Below are 18,379 nucleotides of genomic sequence, written 5' to 3'. Positions count from 1 at the left end.
GCCCGCAAAGGTAGGAAATTATAGCTTTATCAATTGCTACGGATAGCCACCACCGGATCCAGTCTGGATGCCAGGTAAGCCGGGATGAAACCGGCAATGATCCCTACGACAGAGGACACGGTTAATCCGAGGATGATATTATTAAGTGTGAGTGTGAATTCAAAGAAATGTAAACTGTTCACCGCAACGGTGGTCAGAAATACCAGGACTAAGCCTAAAAGTCCGCCCAGCATACACAGAATCATGGATTCCAGCAGGAATTCCATCAGGATCACCTTTTTACGGGCGCCGATCGCTTTTTTCAGTCCGATGATATTGGTGCGCTCCTTTACCGTCACGAACATGATATTCGCGATACCGAAACCACCTACGATCAGGGCGAAACAGGCTATCAGCCAGCCGCCCATATTCACCATACCAAACACTTTGTTCAGGTCTCCGCTAACGGCAGTAATCTCATTCAGGGAGAAGTCGTCCTCTTCTTTCGGACGTAAACGGCGGATACTGCGCATCACCCCTCTGAGTTCGTCTTTCAGTTGTAATAAGGTAGCGCCCGGAGCGGCCTTTACCAGGATAAACGGATCCGCAAAACGGCGTTCATCCACAATGGTACGGCCAAATACATATGGTACGATCACGCTGTTGTCATAGTTGATGCCATCCACCAGACTGGCCCCCTTTTTCTTCAGGGTACCGATCACCCGCATAGGGCGGCCTGCTACGGAAATTGTTTTGTCCATCGCCTTATCAGAAGTACCAAAAAGACCCTCCCAGATATTGGCGCCCAGAATAGCCACATTAGCGCCGTTTTCGTTTTCCTTACCTGCGAAAAAGCGGCCTGACAGGAATGTCAACGCCTGGATTTTCTCATAATCGCCACTGACAGCAAACAGCTCCGTTCCCTCCATATATCCATCCTTGTATTCTACCCTTTTTCCGTTGGAAGAAAAGGCAAAAGCCGACAGACCGGCACTCTGTACCTTTTCTTTGATAGGTACGAGTTCCTGGAACTTAGGCAATGGCCGGTTTACATATTTCCACCAGGGAAAATCAGGACCGCCATCCCATGGCCATTTTTGTACATATACCACGTCGCTGCCAAGGGTTTCTACCTCATTGCGGACATTTCTTTCCAGGCTATTTGTAGCGGTAAGTACGGCGATGATACAGAATATACCAATGGTGATACCCAGCAGGGATAAGAATGTGCGGAGTTTATTGACCCGCAGCTCCAGAACCGCCATTTTCAGGCTGTTCCATAAAATTTTGATCGTGGCAATCATAGATACATGTAAATTAATGATTAAACGTGACAATTACGTACCTTTGCACACATTTTCGGTCACAAACTATATGAAGTACGCAAACGAGATCAATAAAAGAAAGACATTCGCCATTATCGCCCACCCGGATGCCGGTAAGACAACCCTGACGGAAAAGTTCCTCCTGTTCGGGGGCGCTATCCAGACGGCAGGTGCTGTTAAGTCGAACAAAATCAAGAAACATACGACCTCTGACTTTATGGAGATAGAACGCCAGCGTGGTATCTCCGTGGCGACTTCCGTAATGACCTTTGAATACAGGGATATGCTGGTGAACCTGCTGGATACTCCTGGTCACAAGGACTTCGCGGAAGATACTTATCGTACTCTGACAGCGGTAGACAGTGTCGTACTCGTGATAGACTGCGTAAAAGGGGTGGAAGAGCAGACCGAAAGACTGATGGAAGTGTGCCGTATGCGTGATACCCCGGTGATCATCTTTGTGAACAAACTGGACCGTGATGGTAAGAATCCATTTGACCTGCTGGACGAACTGGAAGAGAAACTGAGCATCCGTGTACGCCCGCTGAGCTGGCCGATCAATATGGGTACCGACTTCAAAGGCGTATATAACCTCTATAATAAAAGCTTTGTATCTTTTGCACCCAATAAAAAAGCCACTGATGATGACATCGTTCCGCTCAGTGACCTGAGCAGCAAATACATAGATGAACATTTCAATCCTCAGGATGCCGCTCAGCTGAGAAATGACGTTGAACTGATTGAAGGTGTGTACGATACCTTCGATAACACGGATTATCTGCAAGGTAAAATGGCCCCGGTGTTCTTTGGTAGCGCCGTGAACAACTTCGGTGTGAAAGACCTGCTGGATACCTTCGTGGAGATCGCCCCGGTACCTCGCGACCGTGAAGCAAGCACCCGTGAAGTGAAGGTAGAAGAAGATAAATTCAGTGGTTTTATCTTTAAAATCCACGCCAACCTCGACCCTCGTCACCGTGACCGTATTGCCTTCCTGCGCGTATGTTCCGGCCGTTTCGAGCGTAATAAATTCTATAAACACGTACGTCTGGAAAAAGACATGCGTTTCAGCAACCCATACAGCTTCCTGGCCCGTGAAAAGAACATCGTGGACGATGCTTATCCGGGTGATGTGGTGGGTCTGTTTGACACCGGTAACTTCAAGATCGGTGATACATTGACCGAAGGGGAAAAATTCTATTTCACCGGTATCCCAAGCTTCTCTCCTGAACTGTTTAAGGAGGTGGTGAACAAGGATCCGATGAAAACCAAACAGCTGGAAAAAGGTTTACGTCAGCTGACTGACGAGGGTGTTGCACAGCTGTTCACCCAGCATAACGGTAACCGTAAGATCATCGGTTGTGTGGGCGACCTGCAATTTGAAGTCATCCAATACCGTTTGCTGCAGGAGTATGGCGCTTCCTGTCAGTTCAATACCCTGCCGTTCTTTAAAGCGTGCTGGATCACAGGCGACAAGCAGAAAGTAGAAGACTTTATCCGCTTCAAACAATCCAATATTGTGGAAGACAAGGATGGGCTGCTGGTATACCTCGCGCAGTCTGAATGGTACCTGAATACAGAACGTGCAAACAATCCTGATATCGAGTTCCATTTCACTTCAGAAATACACAAACAGTAAAATAAAAAAGCCGCTTCCTGTGATCAGGAGCGGCGTATTAAGTAATTGTACGACCAACTCAAATCGAAGTACAATTGCAGACTGTCCTTAGTATGTAAAACAATAACGCAAAGCTATACCAGCTTTGCGTTACTTATTTATGCATTTGGGAATTTCATTTACGCGATAAGGAATTCAATAATGAGATGCACCTTATTGCCTGGTATATTGTATGATAATTTCGCGGCTTACCCGGCCATCCTTGCCTTCAAAATGAGCATCCATATGCTTTGTATCTTTCCAGCGATAGGTGATTTTCTGCGGATATGGACTTTGCAGATTTTCAGCAACAAACCCAACGGCTTTCAATACACGTAATTTAAAACGGATCGGTTCTCCGACAGAGTCTCTTACCGCAGCAATGGTAAAGTAGATCCCATCCCCTTCCAGGAAAAGACGCATGTCATCGACTTTTGAACTATCGCCATTTTGCAGGCGCATGGTTCTCCCCTTCCAGGTGTGATCATCCACTCTTTTCCATTTCTCGGCATACAGACCAAGTTTGGTCTTCATCGTCCAGTAGCCTTCTATATTGTCTATATACCGGAAATCGGAAACACGTACCTGTGCGCTTACCGTAAAGGCTGCGCACAGGAAAAACAGGATGAATACACTATTGCGGAACAACTGCTTCTTCTCCATACATCTGTGGTTTATATTTATGAGAAGGAGAAGGAATGAAAGGTCCGAGGTTGAGTGATGCCCACTTTTCATCAATGATCCTGATGGTAGCATCATCTGCAACAATGATATTTGGCCAGTCACGTTCAAAATTGTCAAGCGCCCGGGTTTTCAGGGTACCATCCATACCGATACCGGCGCCTACTTTGCCCGGATGACCAGGTACTGCCGGGCGTACGATAAAGCTGTCACGACGAGGATCCAGGTTGTTACAGAAACGCCAGAGTGCAGAAGGCAGATCCTGTACATCAACGGTATGTTCTACGAAGAGAACCATTTTTACATTGCTGAGATCCGGCAGATTGTATAATTGCTCTGTCAATTCCTTGATATGCAGCGGACGTGCTTTTTCTACGGATACCAGGATACATGGAATATTTTCTTTCAGCAGGGAATCATTGATATCCCTGATCTCAGGGAAACGTTTCATGACGTTCTCACGGCTGAAAGTCTGATCAGTAGTAATCAGTGCTGATTCAATCTCTTCCTCATACTTGCGGGTGCCATCGATACACATCTTGCCACCGAAGCCCATTTTAGAACAGGAGTGGTCCAGTACGTCCATCGGGCCCTGGCTAAGGTAGATATCCGTAGCAGGGTTCAGATGTTTGAATACATACTGCGCGAGTTCTTTATAGTTCTGGATACTGGTATGTTCATCCGCAACGACCAGTATTTTGTTGAACATCATTTGTCCGGCGCCCCACATGGCATTCATCACTTTCTGTGCCTGTCCCGGATAGTCCTTTTTGATCTGTGCGATCACCAGGTTATGAAATACGCCTTCTACCGGCATTTCCATATCTATCATTTCGGGAACCATTGTCATTTTGATCGGCGCCAGGAACACCCTTTCTGTCGCTTTTCCGATCCAGGCGTCCTCCTGCGGAGGGATACCTACGATGGTGGACGGATAGATGGCGTCTTTTCTGTGCGTAATGGCAGTTACGTGGAAGCGCGGGTACCAGTCGGCCAGTGAGTAATAACCGGTATGGTCGCCGAATGGCCCTTCCCAGATCAGCTCTTCTTCCGGATCTACGTAGCCTTCTATCACGAAGTCAGCATCTGCAGGGACTTCAATTTCCGGCTGGGTGATACATTTGACCAGTTCTACTTTCTGCTTACGCAGGAAACCTGCCAGCATGTATTCGTCCACATTTTCAGGAAGTGGCGCAGTAGCGGAATAGGTATATGCGGGATCTCCACCTAGAATCACCGCAACCGGCATACGTTTCTTGAGTTTTTTATATTCCATGAAGTGCTTGGCGGACACTTTGTGTTTGTGCCAGTGCATACCTGTCATGGTTTTATCGAACACCTGCATACGGTACATGCCCACGTTGCGGGTACCGGTATTCGGGTCTTTGGTATGAATAACGGGAAGGGTGATAAAAGGACCACCATCTTTCGGCCAGCACTGCATAACCGGTATCTTGCTGAGGTCCGGTTCGCTCATGATCACTTCCTGGCAGGCGCCTCTTCCGCTTACGACTTTCGGCATCCAGGAGGCAAACTGACCCAATTTTGGCAACATGGCCAGTTTATCGAGAATACCTTCTTTCGGCTTTGATAATAATTTCACCAGGGATTCGATCTCATTCGCCACATCGTCTAATTCCTGTACGCCCAGCGCCATACACATGCGCCTGTAGCTGCCCATGGAATTGATCAGTACAGGGAAATCATAACCTGTGTTTTCGAACAGCAGCGCTTTACCTCCGTTGGGCGATTTACTTACCCTGTCGGTAATTTCTGCGATCTCCAGCTTAGGGTCTACATAAGTCTTGATCCTTATCAGCTCTCCTGCCTTTTCTAATGTGTCTATAAAGTGTTTCAGGTGCTTATATGCCATATTTCTAAATGCTATAAATGCGAATGACGAATTACAATAGGTGCAAAGATACACACAATCGTAATTCGTCATCCTTAATTCCGTTGTTCTGACGGTTGAAACCCGGGTAAGGTGCTTTCCTTCCGGAAACCGCCGTCCTTTCGGAACAATTATTTTACAGCCCTACTACAATCGGACCTGTAGCGATCACTACTTTCGGAGAGCGCTGGTATACGACTCTCGGACGTGGAGGTGGTGGTGGAGCGGGTACATACACTACAGGAGCAGGTTGTACATATACTACCTGGGCCGGAGCCGGACGGCAGCTGTAATAAGCGCCTCTGTAATCCCTGTTGCAATCATCCCAACGACCATGGTGTACTCTGTAGTTTCTTGGACGGCAATCATCATGATGACCGTGTCCTCTTCTTCCCTGAGCCTGTGCACCGAGTATACCTCCCCCTATCAGCAGTAATACTAATACTATCTGTTTCATACGTTGTTCGATTTTGTAGTTGATGGAAATTAAATTAATTAGATTGGAATAGTTGTCCGCTTAGATTAAATAAGTTAATAAAGATGATGGTGTTTCGTGTTTGTGATTAAACGGTTTTTTTTAATATCTAGTATGTGTATTCGTTGGCGACGTTTTTTTTGTTCCGTCTGGTAGGTAAATTTCAAGAAGTATGCCAAAAAAGATTTATCGCTCGCCGCTCACTTATTTTTTTCTGTATACCTTAAAAAAACAGCCGCTTCTGGTAAAAGAAGCGGCTGTTGCTTAGTATGTAATAACAACACTATATTATTAGAATCTTGGACACTGTGATACTTTCTGTCTTTTCCAGTTATTATGCGCATTGCTGCCCCCACCGAAGCGATAACTGAGTGTGAAGCCTGAAAATATATACCAGTCTTTATATTTATCAGAACCACGTGTAGTGCCATCCGCAGGATAAGTACCTGGTGTAACATGACTACCGAGCGTCACTTCATCACCACGATAAGCAAAGTTAGCCGCTTTTTGTCCGCGTGTTCTTACCAGCGTATTTCTGTCTACATACGTCAGACTCACATCATCCAGGTAATCGGTAAACGTCTTACGCAGACCAAATTCGAAGCCCGCAATCCAGTTCTCCGTCAGGAGTATTTTCACACCTGCACCAAACGGAATAGAGATCTGGCGGAGATTGTATTCCTTACGCGTAGGATAAGCTGCTAACCCTTGTCCTTCTGTACCCAGGGGACGGAGATTCACGGTATTACCGAGCGAGTCTTTCGTTGTCGGATAAAAACTAAACAACGCTACGCTGGCGAATACATATGGTGTGATCTTTTTCTCGTCCAGGTCCAGGAAATTAAATTCAAAGCCCAGTTGTCCTTCCCATATCGGAGAACGGAAACTAAGGTTACGCTTCAACAGGAAAGTATCTCTATTGGTACTGTCGGCGCCCGCAATCCTTCCGTAGGAAAGGCCCCCACGGATCGTGAGGTAACGGTTGATATCTCTTTTTACAAATACACCAAGTGCAAAACGAGTGTATTTCAGATCAACTTTTGTTTGTACAAGGTCGCCGCTATAGTTACTCGTACCGATGAAACCACCCGCCTGCCAGTATTGCGCGAAACCGCTAAAAGGGGCACATATCAATAAAACAACAACCACTCTTTTCCATGCAGCACGAGATAAACGATTCTTCAATAAACTTAGATTTGGCATCAATAAAGGGATTGATTAAAGATCATGATTTATGCATCCGGACTCGTTCCGGACGTACTTCAGCAGGCATAAGGGGTAAACAGGCGGAACAATTGCAATAATTGTACTAAGTTCTATTCAAACGCGAAAAATGCATAAAAATTGTTAAATATTTCCGTTTTGAAGGCCGCGAAAGTAAGAATTTTCCATTTCTCTACGCAAAAAGTACTCAATAACATTTGGCGTTAACACGTTTTTTTTCGTCATATTCTTCTAAAAGCTTAAATTCGGAGACTATCGCTTAGTGATTTATCTAATATGTAAATTATTGTTTAAGTAAACAACAGCGTGGACGTTAGAAAAACCTACTGGAACCATTTAACACCTCAAATTAATATAGTCTATGACCCACAACCCTCCGGCTCGTGAAATGGAGCTGATGGCCCTCAAAGCGCTTAGCTATGCGGACGATCATATATCTGACGCGTTCGAGATGAAAGACGTATCCGAATACTTGGGAATCTCTTATTCTTATTTTTATCACAGTTTTACAACCGTTATCGGAGAGCCATACTGGCAATATGTGAAACGGCACCGGCTGGAAGTATCTGCGGGTTTGTTGCGACACAGCGGTTACAATATCAGCGAGATAGGCGACAGAACAGGTTATGCTACCGTAGCCGCCTATACTAAAGCATTTACGCAGTACTTCAACAAGAGTCCGCGTAATTTCAGAAAGATAGAAACATTGCCCAATGAAAAGCGGACGCTGGACATGGTAAACCTGATCGTACAGGCATTTGATAAACAGGGAGAACTGTTCACTCCTTTGTTCAGTTTTGAGCGGACAGAAACCGATCACCTGCCGGATAGTACGCTGTATTATAACCTGTTATCCCGTGGCCAGGATCCTGTTGCACAGATGATCATGAAAATGAACCGGGAAGAACAGCGGATGCGTGGCATCATCAGTAATCATAACCTGGTCAATGCAAAAGTGATCACCAGTACACTGGACTCAGTGCCTGTAACTGATTATGAACGTATGAGCATGTATGCGGGTATCCTGATACCGAATAAGGATGTCACACCGGCATTGGAACAGACCATCCTGGGAGAAAAATTAATGATCAAACGTATACCTGGCGGACATTATATCACGCTGCCGGTACCAACGGATTTTGCGACTGCAGGTATTCCCATGTACGAGTTTATAGACCGCTACATCAAAGAAGGCGTTTTCAAAATGAGTGGTACTCATTTCTTTATATCGATGCTCGCGCCTAATTCGTGCGTCATTTATATCCCCCATTTCAAGCAACTCATCTGATGCGCAGTTTCTGTTTCCCTCTTTAAAAATATATATTTGAGGGAAATAAGACTGTCCATGAATCAAGTAAAGCTGCCATTTAATGCCCGGCTGGCCTACACCCTGTTATGCATTATACTGATTATCTATGTTGCCCGCCTGGGACATGAGCTGATCATTCCTCTTGCATTTGCCATGCTGGTGTCTATTATGCTGTTGCCGATGGCTAATCAGCTGGAAAAGTGGCGCTTCTCAAGAGGACTGGCGGCATTTACCGTCATTTTCCTCTTTGTGATAATGTTGTTAGGCATCTTATTGCTGCTGGCAGCACAAATGGGATCGTTTGTGGCGGATTTCCCACAGTTGCAGCAACAACTGTTGACTTCGCTCAACTCTTTACAGCAATGGATAAACGTAAAGTTCCATATTGATACCGCTCGTCAGATGGATTACCTGGAACAGATGGCTATGGGTACCCTGGGCAGCGCGACCGGTTTTATCAGTAGTACCCTCCTCTCCTTATCTTCTCTGCTGATCTTCGTCATCTTCGTATTATTATATAGTTTCTTCCTGCTGTTATACCGTTCCCTGATCTTCACTTTTCTGATACGCCTGTTCAGGGAAAAACACCGCGACAAGCTGCTGGACGTAGTGATGCAGACCCGTTATATTATTAAAGGATATGTATCCGGACTGATGATAGAAATGCTGGTGGTCGCGGTTGTGAACTGTGCGATGTTATGGATATTCGGTGTGAAATACGCCACCCTGCTGGGTATCATGGCTGCCCTCTTCAATCTTATCCCCTATCTCGGCATATATGTAGCCACTATTATTTGTATGTTGCTCACGCTCACTAACAGTTCCCTCGCGGCGTCTATACAGGTGGGTGCAGGCCTGCTGCTGGTCCATTTCTTAGACAGTAACATCCTCTTACCGCGTATTATGGGTTCTAAAGTGAAGATCAATGCATTAGTCACCATCCTCGGTGTTGTATCCGGTAACCTGATATGGGGCGTTCCCGGCATGTTTCTCGCTATTCCATTTATCGCCATTCTGAAAATCGTATTTGAACATATAGAATATATGCAACCCTGGGCCCTGTTGCTGGGGGACGTTACCTTAAAAAGCAAGAAAGCACCGGTCATAGAAGAAAAAGGACCGGATCCAGTCAGTGAATAAACAGTCATGATGGAAATACCCACGCTTACAACCGGCGATATCAGTCTGCGGACAATAGACGAAAGGGACATTGCAGCGCTCTTCAGCCTTTTTTCTCACGAAAAAGTGGTGCGCTTTATGGACATCGAAAAGTTTGTGAATGTATCGGAAGCCGTACAGCTGATCTCTTTTTTCAGAGAAAAGCTGGCCAGCGGCGAGGGTATGCGCTGGGCCATCACTATTAACGGACGCAATGAACTGATCGGTACCTGTGGCTTTCATCATATCAACCGTACACATTATAAAATGGAACTGGGATACGACCTCCTCCCCGCTTACTGGGGAAAAGGTATTATGACAAACAGTATCCATCGTCTACTACAATATGGCTTCGAAGAATTACAGATGAACCGCATCGAAGCCTATGTGGATCCCGCCAATATTAATTCTTATCGTTTGCTGCAACGCCTTGGGTTTGAACAGGAAGGACTTGTACGCGAAGCGTTCTTTCAGAAAGGAAAGTTTGTGAATGCTTTTATTACGAGTTTACTGCAGAAGGATTACCGTTATGATATGCAATTTTAGGTAAGCAATTAGCGGCCGTAAAAGCTGTCAGCTCTCTCCCTTCATGTGTCAGAACAGGGTTATATAATACTCATTTTTCGTTCAATCCTTCGTTTTGATCGCAAGTATAACGTTGGATAAGTATAGTCAGACTATACATAAAACAGTGTCTTTTGATCTTGTGATAATAACTACAAAACAAGGGAAGATTTCACTGCGAATGATGCCGGTTTTTATTACGTTTGCGTCTATCTAATCACATCAGTATAATGAACTACAGGAACGCTACGCAGGAAGATCTTCCGGAAATTGTCGCTATTTACAACACAACTATTGCAGGTCGTATGGTAACGGCCGATACAGAACCGGTTACTGTGGAAAGCAGACAGCATTGGTTTGACATTCATTCTCCGGAAAAACGTCCTTTATGGATGGTAGAAGATGAAGGTGTTTCCGTGGGATGGGTCAGTTTTCAATCTTTTTATGGTCGTCCGGCGTATGACGGCACTGCCGAGATCAGTATTTACCTGCATGAAAATACACGTGGTAAAGGATATGGTAAGAAAATCCTGGAATATGCAATGGAACAGTGTCCTGCCATTAAAGTACATACTTTACTCGGTTTCATCTTTGCGCATAACATTCCCAGTTTGAAGTTGTTTGAACAGTTAGGATTTAAAGAATGGGCGCACCTTCCGAATATTGCGGTGCTGGATGGTGTAGAAAGGAGCCTGAACATACTTGGTAAAAGAATCTATTGAGCATGTGGTGGTTATATGCATTACTTTCTGCTTTATTTGCTTCACTGACAGCAATTTTTGCTAAAATTGGTGTGGCCGGAGTGAATTCTGACCTGGCGACAGCTATCAGAACAGTGATTATCCTGATCATGGCCTGGGGAATTGTCTTTTTCCGGGGTGAGGGGAAGGGATTGCAGCACCTGTCGAAGACGAACCTGGTCTTTCTGGTATTGTCGGGTATGGCGACGGGGCTTTCCTGGATCTTTTACTTTAAGGCCTTGCAAATGGGTAAAGTATCACAGGTTGCACCAGTAGATAAGTTAAGCGTTGCATTGACCATTATTTTATCAATAATATTTTTACATGAGGCACTGACAATAAAGATGGCGATCGGGGCGGTGTTGATTATAGCGGGGACCTTGGTATTGATTCTATAATTGGGTTTTAGTTGGAGCATACAGCTGAGGGGCTTAGTTGGAGCATACGGTTGAGGGTTTGAGAAGGAGCTATCAGCCAGATAGCCCTTCTCAAATCCATAGCAGCATACATCTCGCTTAGCAACCAGGACATTTTTTAAATCAACAATAATATAAGGAGGCATACTGACATAATTGAAAAAGGGTACATCCAACGGATATACCCTTTTAATTATTTATGAGCAACTATGCTTATCGACTGGTAATCAACTCTTTAATACGCGTGATCTTATATACGCAACGACGGTTACCGGCAATAATGTGATCGACACGTTTTACGTCTACTTCCTCACCCATGATGGTACGGAAGGTTTTCAGTTCAGACTCGCAGATATTAGCGCACTGCGTGGCAGCGCAGCAGATAGGGCAATGATTTTCAATGAATACAAAGCCATCTTCTTCCTCTTTCCATTCGGCCAGGTAGCCTTCGGAAGAGCGGATAGTCGCAAATTGCGCCAGTCTTTCTGCCAGGCCGGTAATGCCTGTCAGTGCATTGATATATTTCTCCTGTTGCTGGAATTCACGGGCGGCCACGACTTTTTCAAGAGCAGCTTCGCCGAGTTCCCGGCGGATGGTTTCTATTAATTGCAGTGTCAGCTCTACATGTGTGTCTGGAAAATGGGCATGACCTAATGGTGTAAGATCCCATATCTGAACGGGCCGGCCCACGCCTCTTGAGCTGGTAGCCGACACCACAAGCCCTTCTTCTGCAAGCTTCAGCAGCTGCAGGCGGGCGCCCTCTCCTGTTATACCTAGCGCAGCAGCCAACATAGCGGCCGACTGAGGCCCCTTCGTTTTGAGTAACTGCAAAAACTTGTCAGCAGTTGCTTTTGTGATGGGTCTATAATTTTCCAAGTTATTACTTGTTTTATTCTCAAATGTCGTAATTTTGTAGGAGTTAAAAAAATTTGTTGCCAGAACAACAGCTTAAAACAGGAGAATTTTAAATGAACGTCTTGATCTTCAACGGCACAATGGACAGTAGCCCCTATACAACTGCCAATCAGTTGACGGGGTACTTCGAAGAACAGTTCCGCCAAAAAGGATTTTCTACGGAAGTGTTCAGCCCTGTTGACGGCCATATTCCGTTCTTTGCATATCCCAAGGGAGAAATGCCCGAATCCGTTAAAAAAATGTGCGATGCCTTCTGCAAGGCGGATGTCCATGTATGGCTCACTCCGCTTTATCATGGCAGTATGACGGGCGTCATGAAGAATGCCCTGGACTGGCTGGAAATGACCAGCAAGCTCAGTAATCCTTATTTAACGGGAAAGGTTGTAGCTTTGGTGTGCTGGGGAGACGGTTCTCAGGCCATGCAGGGTATTAATGCGATGGATTCGGTAGCTAAAGCCCTGAGGGCATGGGTGTTACCATTTTCCGTACCCATTATGAAAGAACATCTTTATGACCAGGAGACGAAAACATTCACCACGTCATATAAGAATAAGTTCGACAGAATGATCTCTCTGCTGGGAGATGCCAAAATCGGGGCAAAGATCCCGTTGGTAAATGTGAATGATAATCTCTGAGAAGGAAGTATTTACAATTTCCCGATAAAATAAACGTCAGGTAAATGGTCTCACCACGCATTATCATACTATGGTGAAATCTGTATAAAAGGAAGCAATATGATAACAGTATCAGAAAAAGCAGGCGAATATATAAAGGACCTTATGGTCAAGGAGAACCATGCTCCCGGTACTTTCGTACGCGTTGGCGTAAAAGGTGGCGGTTGTTCAGGACTGGAATATGTGTTGAAGTTTGAAAGTTCAGAGCATGAAGAAGGCGATCAGACCTTTGAAGATAAAGGTGTTAAAATTGTGGTGCAGATGAAGAGCCTCCTGTACCTGTATGGCACCGAGTTGGATTATTCCGATGGTCTCAACGGCAAGGGGCTTTATTTCAACAACCCGAATGCTACCCGTACCTGTAGCTGTGGGGAAAGCTTTGCGGTATAATTCCCATTATCACCAGCAGGCTTCTGCATTACTTAATTAACTCGGAAAATGAGAAACAGCAACGAAATAATTGATGACATAGCCAACCGGGAATATGAGTTTGGCTTCACTACTGACATTGAGATGGAAATGGCGCCGGTGGGTCTGAATGAAGACACCATCCGTTTTATTTCTGCCAAAAAAGAAGAGCCGGAATGGATGCTGGAATGGCGTCTGAAGGGTTTCCAGGCTTTTAAAAAGATGCAGTTCCCTAAATGGCAGCATTTCGAAATGCCGGAACTGGATCTTCAGAAACTCTCCTACTACGCTGCTCCTAAGAAGAAAAAACAGCTGGGCAGCCTGGACGAAGTGGATCCTGAACTGCTGGCAACCTTCGAAAAACTGGGCATTCCTATCAATGAACAGAAAGCATTGGCCGGCGTTGCTGTAGACGTTGTCTTTGACAGCGTTTCCGTTGCCACTACTTTCAAAGCCAAATTACAGGAACTGGGCATTATCTTCTGCTCCTTCGGAGAAGCGGTAAGAAACCATCCTGACCTGGTTAAAAAATACCTGGGTACTGTAGTCCCTCACTCTGATAACATCTTTGCCGCGCTGAATGCAGCTGTATTCTCCGATGGCTCTTTTGTATACATTCCAAAAGGCGTACGCTGTCCGATGGAACTGAGCACCTACTTCCGTATCAACGCGGAAAACACAGGTCAGTTCGAACGTACCCTGATCATTGCTGACGATAATTCCTACGTAAGTTACCTGGAAGGTTGTACGGCGCCAAGACGTGACGAAAACCAGCTGCACGCAGCAGTGGTGGAACTCATTGCGATGGACCATGCAGAGATCAAATACTCTACCGTACAAAACTGGTATCCTGGTGATAAAGACGGTAACGGCGGTATTTACAACTTCGTAACCAAACGTGGTATCTGTAAGGGTAAAAGCAGCAAGATCTCCTGGACACAGGTAGAAACCGGTTCTGCGATCACCTGGAAATATCCAAGTGTGATCCTGCAGGGGGATGATGCTGAGGGTGAATTCTACTCAGTAGCCGTAACCCGTAACAAGCAGATCGCTGATACCGGTACCAAGATCTACCACCTGGGCCGCAATACCCGCAGCCGTATCATCTCCAAAGGTATTTCCGCTGGTTTAAGCGACAATACTTATCGCGGACTGGTACAGGTAGGACCACGTGCTGCCAATGCACGTAACTTTACACAGTGTGACTCCCTGCTGATCGGCGATCGCTGCGGTGCACACACCTTCCCTTACATCGAATCAAGGAACAGTACTGCTACCGTTGAACACGAAGCAACTACTTCCAAAATCGGGGAAGACCAGATCTTCTATCTTAATCAACGTGGTATAGAAACAGAAAAAGCAGTTGCACTGATCGTAAATGGTTACGCACAGGAAGTGCTGAACCAGCTTCCGATGGAATTTGCCGTAGAAGCGCGCAAACTGCTCTCTATCACACTGGAAGGTAGCGTAGGATAATAAAAACATTTTCAAAGCAAAAACAACAGAGAAACATACAATCATGCTGACGATTAAAAATCTGCACGCAGAAGTAGACGGTAAAAAGATCCTGAAAGGCATCAACCTGGAAATCAGGAAAGGTGAAATGCACGCCATCATGGGCCCTAACGGCTCAGGAAAGAGCTCATTGTCTTCTGTGTTAGCGGGTCGTGAAAATTATACTGTGACAGAAGGCGAAGTGATCTTCGAAGGTAAAAACCTGCTGGATCTGTCTCCGGAAGACCGTGCACGTGAAGGCCTGTTCCTGGCATTCCAGTACCCGGTTGAGATCCCAGGCGTATCTAACCTGCACTTCCTCAAGACGGCCTTGAATGAGATCAGGACTTACCACAATCTGCCTCCGCTGGAATCCAAAGAATTCCTGAAGCTGACCAAAGAAAAACAGCAACTGGTAGATTTTAACGCCAACCTGATGAACCGCTCTCTGAATGAAGGTTTCTCCGGCGGTGAGAAAAAAAGGAATGAAGTATTCCAGCTGGCTATGCTCGACCCGAAATTAGCGATCCTGGATGAAACTGATTCCGGCCTGGATATTGACGCACTGCGTATCGTTGCAGCCGGCGTTAATAAACTGCGCAGTGCAGATAAGGCTTTTATGGTTATTACCCACTACCAGCGTTTGCTGGAATACATCGTGCCTGACTTCGTACACGTACTGTACAATGGTCAGATCGTAAAGACCGGCACCAAAGAACTGGCGCTGGAACTGGAAGAGAAAGGCTACGACTGGCTGAAGGAAGAGGTACACCAGAAAGAATCTGTATAACGCAAAAAGAACCATGACGAGCGATAAATCATTCTACGAATTTATATCCAATGGGGTACCCGGACCTGAGCAGAAAGTGGATGCGGACAACGCAATCATGCCTGCACGTAAGCTGGCTTTCAGCCGCTTCAAGGAACTGGGTCTGCCTACCATTAAAACAGAAGAGTGGCGCTATACCAACGTACAGCGCTTCCTGAAAGATGCTTTCACCCTGGCACAGGAAGAACAGGTGACTGTAACACCTGATCAGCTGAAAGCTGCCAACATCCCTCAACTGGACAGCTACCGCGTTGTACTGGTGAACGGACGTCTGCAGGCGGATCTTTCCGAACTGCCAGCTGGTGGTAAAATCACCGTTTCCAAACTGAGCGATGCAGCCGGTAATACACAGCTGCAGGCATGGTTTGACAAACACCCCCATCTTCAGTCACAGCCATTCGCTGCACTGAATGCTGCACTGTTTGCCGACGGTCTCTTTATCGAGGCAGGTGTTAATGCAACGCTTGACAAACCTTTACAGATCATTCACGTATATACAGCTTCTGCTAACGCCTTTATTCAGCCACGCCACCTGGTGGTGCTGCATAAAAGCGCTACCCTGGAAATCATCGAAAGCGCTGTAGGTCTCAATGACTCCGCCATCGCTTTCGTAAACGCAGTAACAGAAGTGGTACTGGAAGAAAATGCGGAACTCTGGCACTACAACATCCAGAGCACCATCAAAAACAGCCGCCACATCTATCATACTTCTGCTACCCAGAAAGCTGATAGCCGTTATCATCACTTCAATTTCACCCTGCCTTCCGCAGAACTGACCCGTAACAACCTCAGCGTAGCGCTGACAGGCAGCAATACGGAAACCAATCTGCACGGCCTTTACCTTGCTACAGGCAGCCAGCACGTGGATAACCACACCTTCGTGGACCACCTGGTACCAAACTGTAACAGTAATGAGCTGTATAAAGGCGTACTGCTGGACGACGCTAACGGTGTATTCACCGGCAAAATCCACGTACACCAGGATGCGCAGAAAACAAACGCTTTCCAGCAGAACAACAACCTGCTGATGAGCGAAAAGGCCAACATCAACTCTCAGCCACAGCTGGAAATATATGCAGATGATGTGAAGTGCAGCCACGGTTTTACCGTAGGACGCTTCAGCGAAGAATCGCTCTTCTACCTGCGTTCCCGTGGTATTGGTGAAGAAGCCGCCAAGTCACTGCTGGTGAATGCATTTGCATTTGACATTACCGATCAGGTACACATACCGGCATTACAGGATTTCCTCGCAGAAAAGATCCGCCAGTATGTAGCCGGCGCTATCAATAACTAATTCGATCAGAAATTCCGATCTTTGCACGAGGTCATCCAGGTTCATCCCGGATGACCTCTGATGCTTCAGAGAAGAACGATAAATTATAGAGTATTATGCAACACGTACCAGACATCACTGTTCCGGCACTAGATGTAGAAAAGATCAGAAAGGACTTCCCGCTGTTACAGGAAAAAGTATACGGCCAACCGCTTGTATATCTTGATAATGCGGCCACTACCCAGAAACCGCAGGTTGTACTGGATACGCTGATAGAATACTACACCCGCATCAACAGTAACGTACACCGTGGTGTACACCACCTGAGCCAGGAAGCAACCAATGCTTACGAGAACTCCCGTAAAATCATTGCTTCCTTCATCAACGCCCGCAAATCCGAAGAAGTGATCTTTACCAAAGGTACTACCGACGGTATCAACCTGATCGCTTACGCCTTCGGCCGTGGCGAAATCAAACCAGGCGACGTGGTACTGACATCCGCGATGGAACATCACTCCAATATCGTTCCCTGGCAGATGATGTGTGAAGACCGTGGCGCAGAACTGAAAATCATCCCGATGGATGAAAAAGGAGAACTGCTCATGGACGAATTCAGCGCATTGCTGACCGACAAAGTAAAAATCATCGCTGTTACATACGTTTCCAACTCCCTCGGCACCGTTAATCCCATACGCGACATTATTGCCCAGGCACATGCCCGTAACATTCCTGTTCTGCTCGATGCAGCACAGGCAGTACAGCATATGCCGGTAGATGTGCAGGAGCTGGATGTTGATTTCCTCGTATTCTCCGGTCATAAGATCTACGGTCCTACCGGTACCGGTGTACTCTATGGCAAGGAAGAATGGCTGGACCGCCTCCCGCCTTACCAGGGTGGTGGAGATATGATCAAAACCGTGACCTTCGCTAAAACAATCTATAATGTACTGCCTTACAAATTTGAAGCAGGTACGCCGGATATCAGCGGAGCGATCGCATTGGGAACAGCAGTACAATATGTACAACAGATAGGTGTTGAAAATATACAGGCATGGGAAGAACAACTGGTGGAGTATGCCGTACAGCAGCTGCAACAGATTGAAGGCATCCGCTTTATCGGTAATCCGAAACACCGTTCCGGCGCCGTTTCCTTCCTGGTATACGATATCCACCCCTACGATCTCGGCGAACTGCTGGATAAACAGGGTATCGCTATCCGTACCGGACACCATTGCGCTGAACCTGTCATGGATTTCTTCTGTATTCCAGGCACCGTGCGCGCATCATTCGCAGTGTATACTACCTTTGAAGATATAGACAGATTAGTGGCAGGCATTAAAAAGGCTGTCTCTATGTTAAGATAACAGGAT

At 46.1% G+C, this 18,379-nt stretch carries 18 protein-coding genes; 12 read left to right on the top strand and 6 right to left on the bottom strand.

All coding sequences use genetic code 11. The annotated features are described in order from the left end of the window. Positions 1-29 precede the first annotated feature (29 nt). Positions 30-1,283, bottom strand: a complete 1,254-nt coding sequence (locus CPIN_RS16715; RefSeq protein WP_012791014.1) for an ABC transporter permease — start codon at positions 1,281-1,283, stop codon at positions 30-32. Positions 1,284-1,353: 70 nt separating this feature from the next. On the opposite strand from CPIN_RS16715, the gene CPIN_RS16710 reads away from it, so the two are divergent. Next, positions 1,354-2,940, top strand: coding sequence for a peptide chain release factor 3 (locus tag CPIN_RS16710; RefSeq protein WP_012791013.1), 1,587 nt, complete (start codon positions 1,354-1,356; stop codon positions 2,938-2,940). A gap of 192 nt (positions 2,941-3,132) precedes the next feature. On the opposite strand, the gene CPIN_RS16705 is transcribed toward CPIN_RS16710, so the two are convergent. The 4 genes from CPIN_RS16705 to porG all read right to left on the bottom strand — a co-directional run bounded on the left by CPIN_RS16705 (position 3,133) and on the right by porG (position 7,190). After that, on the bottom strand, positions 3,133-3,621 hold the full coding sequence (locus tag CPIN_RS16705; RefSeq protein ID WP_012791012.1) for a DUF6265 family protein: 489 nt from the start codon (positions 3,619-3,621) through the stop codon (positions 3,133-3,135). After that, positions 3,593-5,512 carry a menaquinone biosynthesis decarboxylase gene (locus tag CPIN_RS16700; RefSeq protein ID WP_012791011.1) on the bottom strand — a complete coding sequence of 640 codons (1,920 nt, stop codon included), beginning with the start codon at positions 5,510-5,512 and terminating at the stop codon, positions 3,593-3,595. Before CPIN_RS16700 ends, CPIN_RS16705 begins: the two co-directional genes overlap by 29 nt. A 154-nt stretch (positions 5,513-5,666) precedes the next feature. Further along, positions 5,667-5,987 (bottom strand): hypothetical protein, encoded by a 321-nt coding sequence (locus CPIN_RS16695; RefSeq protein ID WP_012791010.1) that lies wholly within the window; start codon positions 5,985-5,987, stop codon positions 5,667-5,669. 309 nt (positions 5,988-6,296) lie between these two features. Beyond that, entirely contained in the window at positions 6,297-7,190 is an 894-nt protein-coding gene (gene porG, locus CPIN_RS16690; RefSeq protein WP_052306823.1) for a type IX secretion system protein PorG, read from the bottom strand. 400 nt (positions 7,191-7,590) lie between these two features. Here porG and CPIN_RS16685 point away from each other — a divergent pair, with 400 nt between their 5' ends. From CPIN_RS16685 to CPIN_RS16665, 5 genes are all read left to right on the top strand, one after another. Further along, positions 7,591-8,517: a helix-turn-helix transcriptional regulator gene (locus CPIN_RS16685; RefSeq protein ID WP_012791006.1), complete on the top strand. Its 927-nt coding sequence runs from the start codon at positions 7,591-7,593 to the stop codon at positions 8,515-8,517. A 57-nt stretch (positions 8,518-8,574) separates the two neighbouring features. After that, entirely contained in the window at positions 8,575-9,678 is a 1,104-nt protein-coding gene (locus CPIN_RS16680; RefSeq protein WP_012791005.1) for an AI-2E family transporter, read from the top strand. Between the two features lie 6 nt (positions 9,679-9,684). Beyond that, the gene (locus tag CPIN_RS16675) at positions 9,685-10,242 is read left to right on the top strand and encodes a GNAT family N-acetyltransferase (protein ID WP_012791004.1); all 558 of its coding nucleotides are present in this window, start codon (positions 9,685-9,687) and stop codon (positions 10,240-10,242) included. Positions 10,243-10,490: 248 nt separating this feature from the next. Further along, entirely contained in the window at positions 10,491-10,982 is a 492-nt protein-coding gene (locus CPIN_RS16670) for a GNAT family N-acetyltransferase (protein ID WP_012791003.1), read from the top strand. A gap of 2 nt (positions 10,983-10,984) precedes the next feature. After that, on the top strand, positions 10,985-11,398 hold the full coding sequence (locus CPIN_RS16665; protein ID WP_012791002.1) for an EamA family transporter: 414 nt from the start codon (positions 10,985-10,987) through the stop codon (positions 11,396-11,398). Positions 11,399-11,629: 231 nt separating this feature from the next. On the opposite strand, the gene CPIN_RS16660 is transcribed toward CPIN_RS16665, so the two are convergent. Beyond that, positions 11,630-12,292 (bottom strand): helix-turn-helix transcriptional regulator, encoded by a 663-nt coding sequence (locus tag CPIN_RS16660; protein WP_012791001.1) that lies wholly within the window; start codon positions 12,290-12,292, stop codon positions 11,630-11,632. Between the two features lie 92 nt (positions 12,293-12,384). Here CPIN_RS16660 and CPIN_RS16655 point away from each other — a divergent pair, with 92 nt between their 5' ends. From CPIN_RS16655 to CPIN_RS16630, 6 genes are all read left to right on the top strand, one after another. Next, positions 12,385-12,966 carry an NADPH-dependent FMN reductase gene (locus CPIN_RS16655; RefSeq protein WP_012791000.1) on the top strand — a complete coding sequence of 194 codons (582 nt, stop codon included), beginning with the start codon at positions 12,385-12,387 and terminating at the stop codon, positions 12,964-12,966. 99 nt (positions 12,967-13,065) lie between these two features. Continuing rightward, complete coding sequence (locus CPIN_RS16650; RefSeq protein ID WP_012790999.1) at positions 13,066-13,395, top strand: HesB/IscA family protein; 330 nt, start codon at positions 13,066-13,068, stop codon at positions 13,393-13,395. A gap of 48 nt (positions 13,396-13,443) precedes the next feature. Then, complete coding sequence (gene sufB / locus CPIN_RS16645) at positions 13,444-14,889, top strand: Fe-S cluster assembly protein SufB (RefSeq protein ID WP_012790998.1); 1,446 nt, start codon at positions 13,444-13,446, stop codon at positions 14,887-14,889. A 43-nt stretch (positions 14,890-14,932) separates the two neighbouring features. After that, positions 14,933-15,697: a Fe-S cluster assembly ATPase SufC gene (gene sufC, locus CPIN_RS16640; RefSeq protein ID WP_012790997.1), complete on the top strand. Its 765-nt coding sequence runs from the start codon at positions 14,933-14,935 to the stop codon at positions 15,695-15,697. A gap of 13 nt (positions 15,698-15,710) precedes the next feature. After that, positions 15,711-17,030, top strand: a complete 1,320-nt coding sequence (gene sufD, locus CPIN_RS16635) for a Fe-S cluster assembly protein SufD (RefSeq protein WP_012790996.1) — start codon at positions 15,711-15,713, stop codon at positions 17,028-17,030. Between the two features lie 95 nt (positions 17,031-17,125). Then, on the top strand, positions 17,126-18,373 hold the full coding sequence (locus tag CPIN_RS16630) for an aminotransferase class V-fold PLP-dependent enzyme (protein WP_012790995.1): 1,248 nt from the start codon (positions 17,126-17,128) through the stop codon (positions 18,371-18,373). The last annotated feature ends 6 nt before the right edge of the window (positions 18,374-18,379 follow it).

Origin of the sequence: Chitinophaga pinensis DSM 2588 (genome assembly GCF_000024005.1) — a bacterium.
GTDB classification, from domain to species: Bacteria; Bacteroidota; Bacteroidia; order Chitinophagales; family Chitinophagaceae; genus Chitinophaga; species Chitinophaga pinensis.
This window is presented reverse-complemented; position numbering and strand designations above follow the sequence as displayed.

Coding starts and splice junctions, on each gene's coding strand:
- CPIN_RS16715 (WP_012791014.1), bottom strand. CDS start 1,283: ATGATTGCCACGATCAAAATTTTATGGAACAGCCTGAAAATGGCGGTT.
- CPIN_RS16710 (WP_012791013.1), top strand. CDS start 1,354: ATGAAGTACGCAAACGAGATCAATAAAAGAAAGACATTCGCCATTATC.
- CPIN_RS16705 (WP_012791012.1), bottom strand. CDS start 3,621: ATGGAGAAGAAGCAGTTGTTCCGCAATAGTGTATTCATCCTGTTTTTC.
- CPIN_RS16700 (WP_012791011.1), bottom strand. CDS start 5,512: ATGGCATATAAGCACCTGAAACACTTTATAGACACATTAGAAAAGGCA.
- CPIN_RS16695 (WP_012791010.1), bottom strand. CDS start 5,987: ATGAAACAGATAGTATTAGTATTACTGCTGATAGGGGGAGGTATACTC.
- CPIN_RS16685 (WP_012791006.1), top strand. CDS start 7,591: ATGACCCACAACCCTCCGGCTCGTGAAATGGAGCTGATGGCCCTCAAA.
- CPIN_RS16680 (WP_012791005.1), top strand. CDS start 8,575: ATGAATCAAGTAAAGCTGCCATTTAATGCCCGGCTGGCCTACACCCTG.
- CPIN_RS16675 (WP_012791004.1), top strand. CDS start 9,685: ATGATGGAAATACCCACGCTTACAACCGGCGATATCAGTCTGCGGACA.
- CPIN_RS16670 (WP_012791003.1), top strand. CDS start 10,491: ATGAACTACAGGAACGCTACGCAGGAAGATCTTCCGGAAATTGTCGCT.
- CPIN_RS16665 (WP_012791002.1), top strand. CDS start 10,985: ATGTGGTGGTTATATGCATTACTTTCTGCTTTATTTGCTTCACTGACA.
- CPIN_RS16655 (WP_012791000.1), top strand. CDS start 12,385: ATGAACGTCTTGATCTTCAACGGCACAATGGACAGTAGCCCCTATACA.
- CPIN_RS16650 (WP_012790999.1), top strand. CDS start 13,066: ATGATAACAGTATCAGAAAAAGCAGGCGAATATATAAAGGACCTTATG.
- sufB (WP_012790998.1), top strand. CDS start 13,444: ATGAGAAACAGCAACGAAATAATTGATGACATAGCCAACCGGGAATAT.
- sufC (WP_012790997.1), top strand. CDS start 14,933: ATGCTGACGATTAAAAATCTGCACGCAGAAGTAGACGGTAAAAAGATC.
- sufD (WP_012790996.1), top strand. CDS start 15,711: ATGACGAGCGATAAATCATTCTACGAATTTATATCCAATGGGGTACCC.
- CPIN_RS16630 (WP_012790995.1), top strand. CDS start 17,126: ATGCAACACGTACCAGACATCACTGTTCCGGCACTAGATGTAGAAAAG.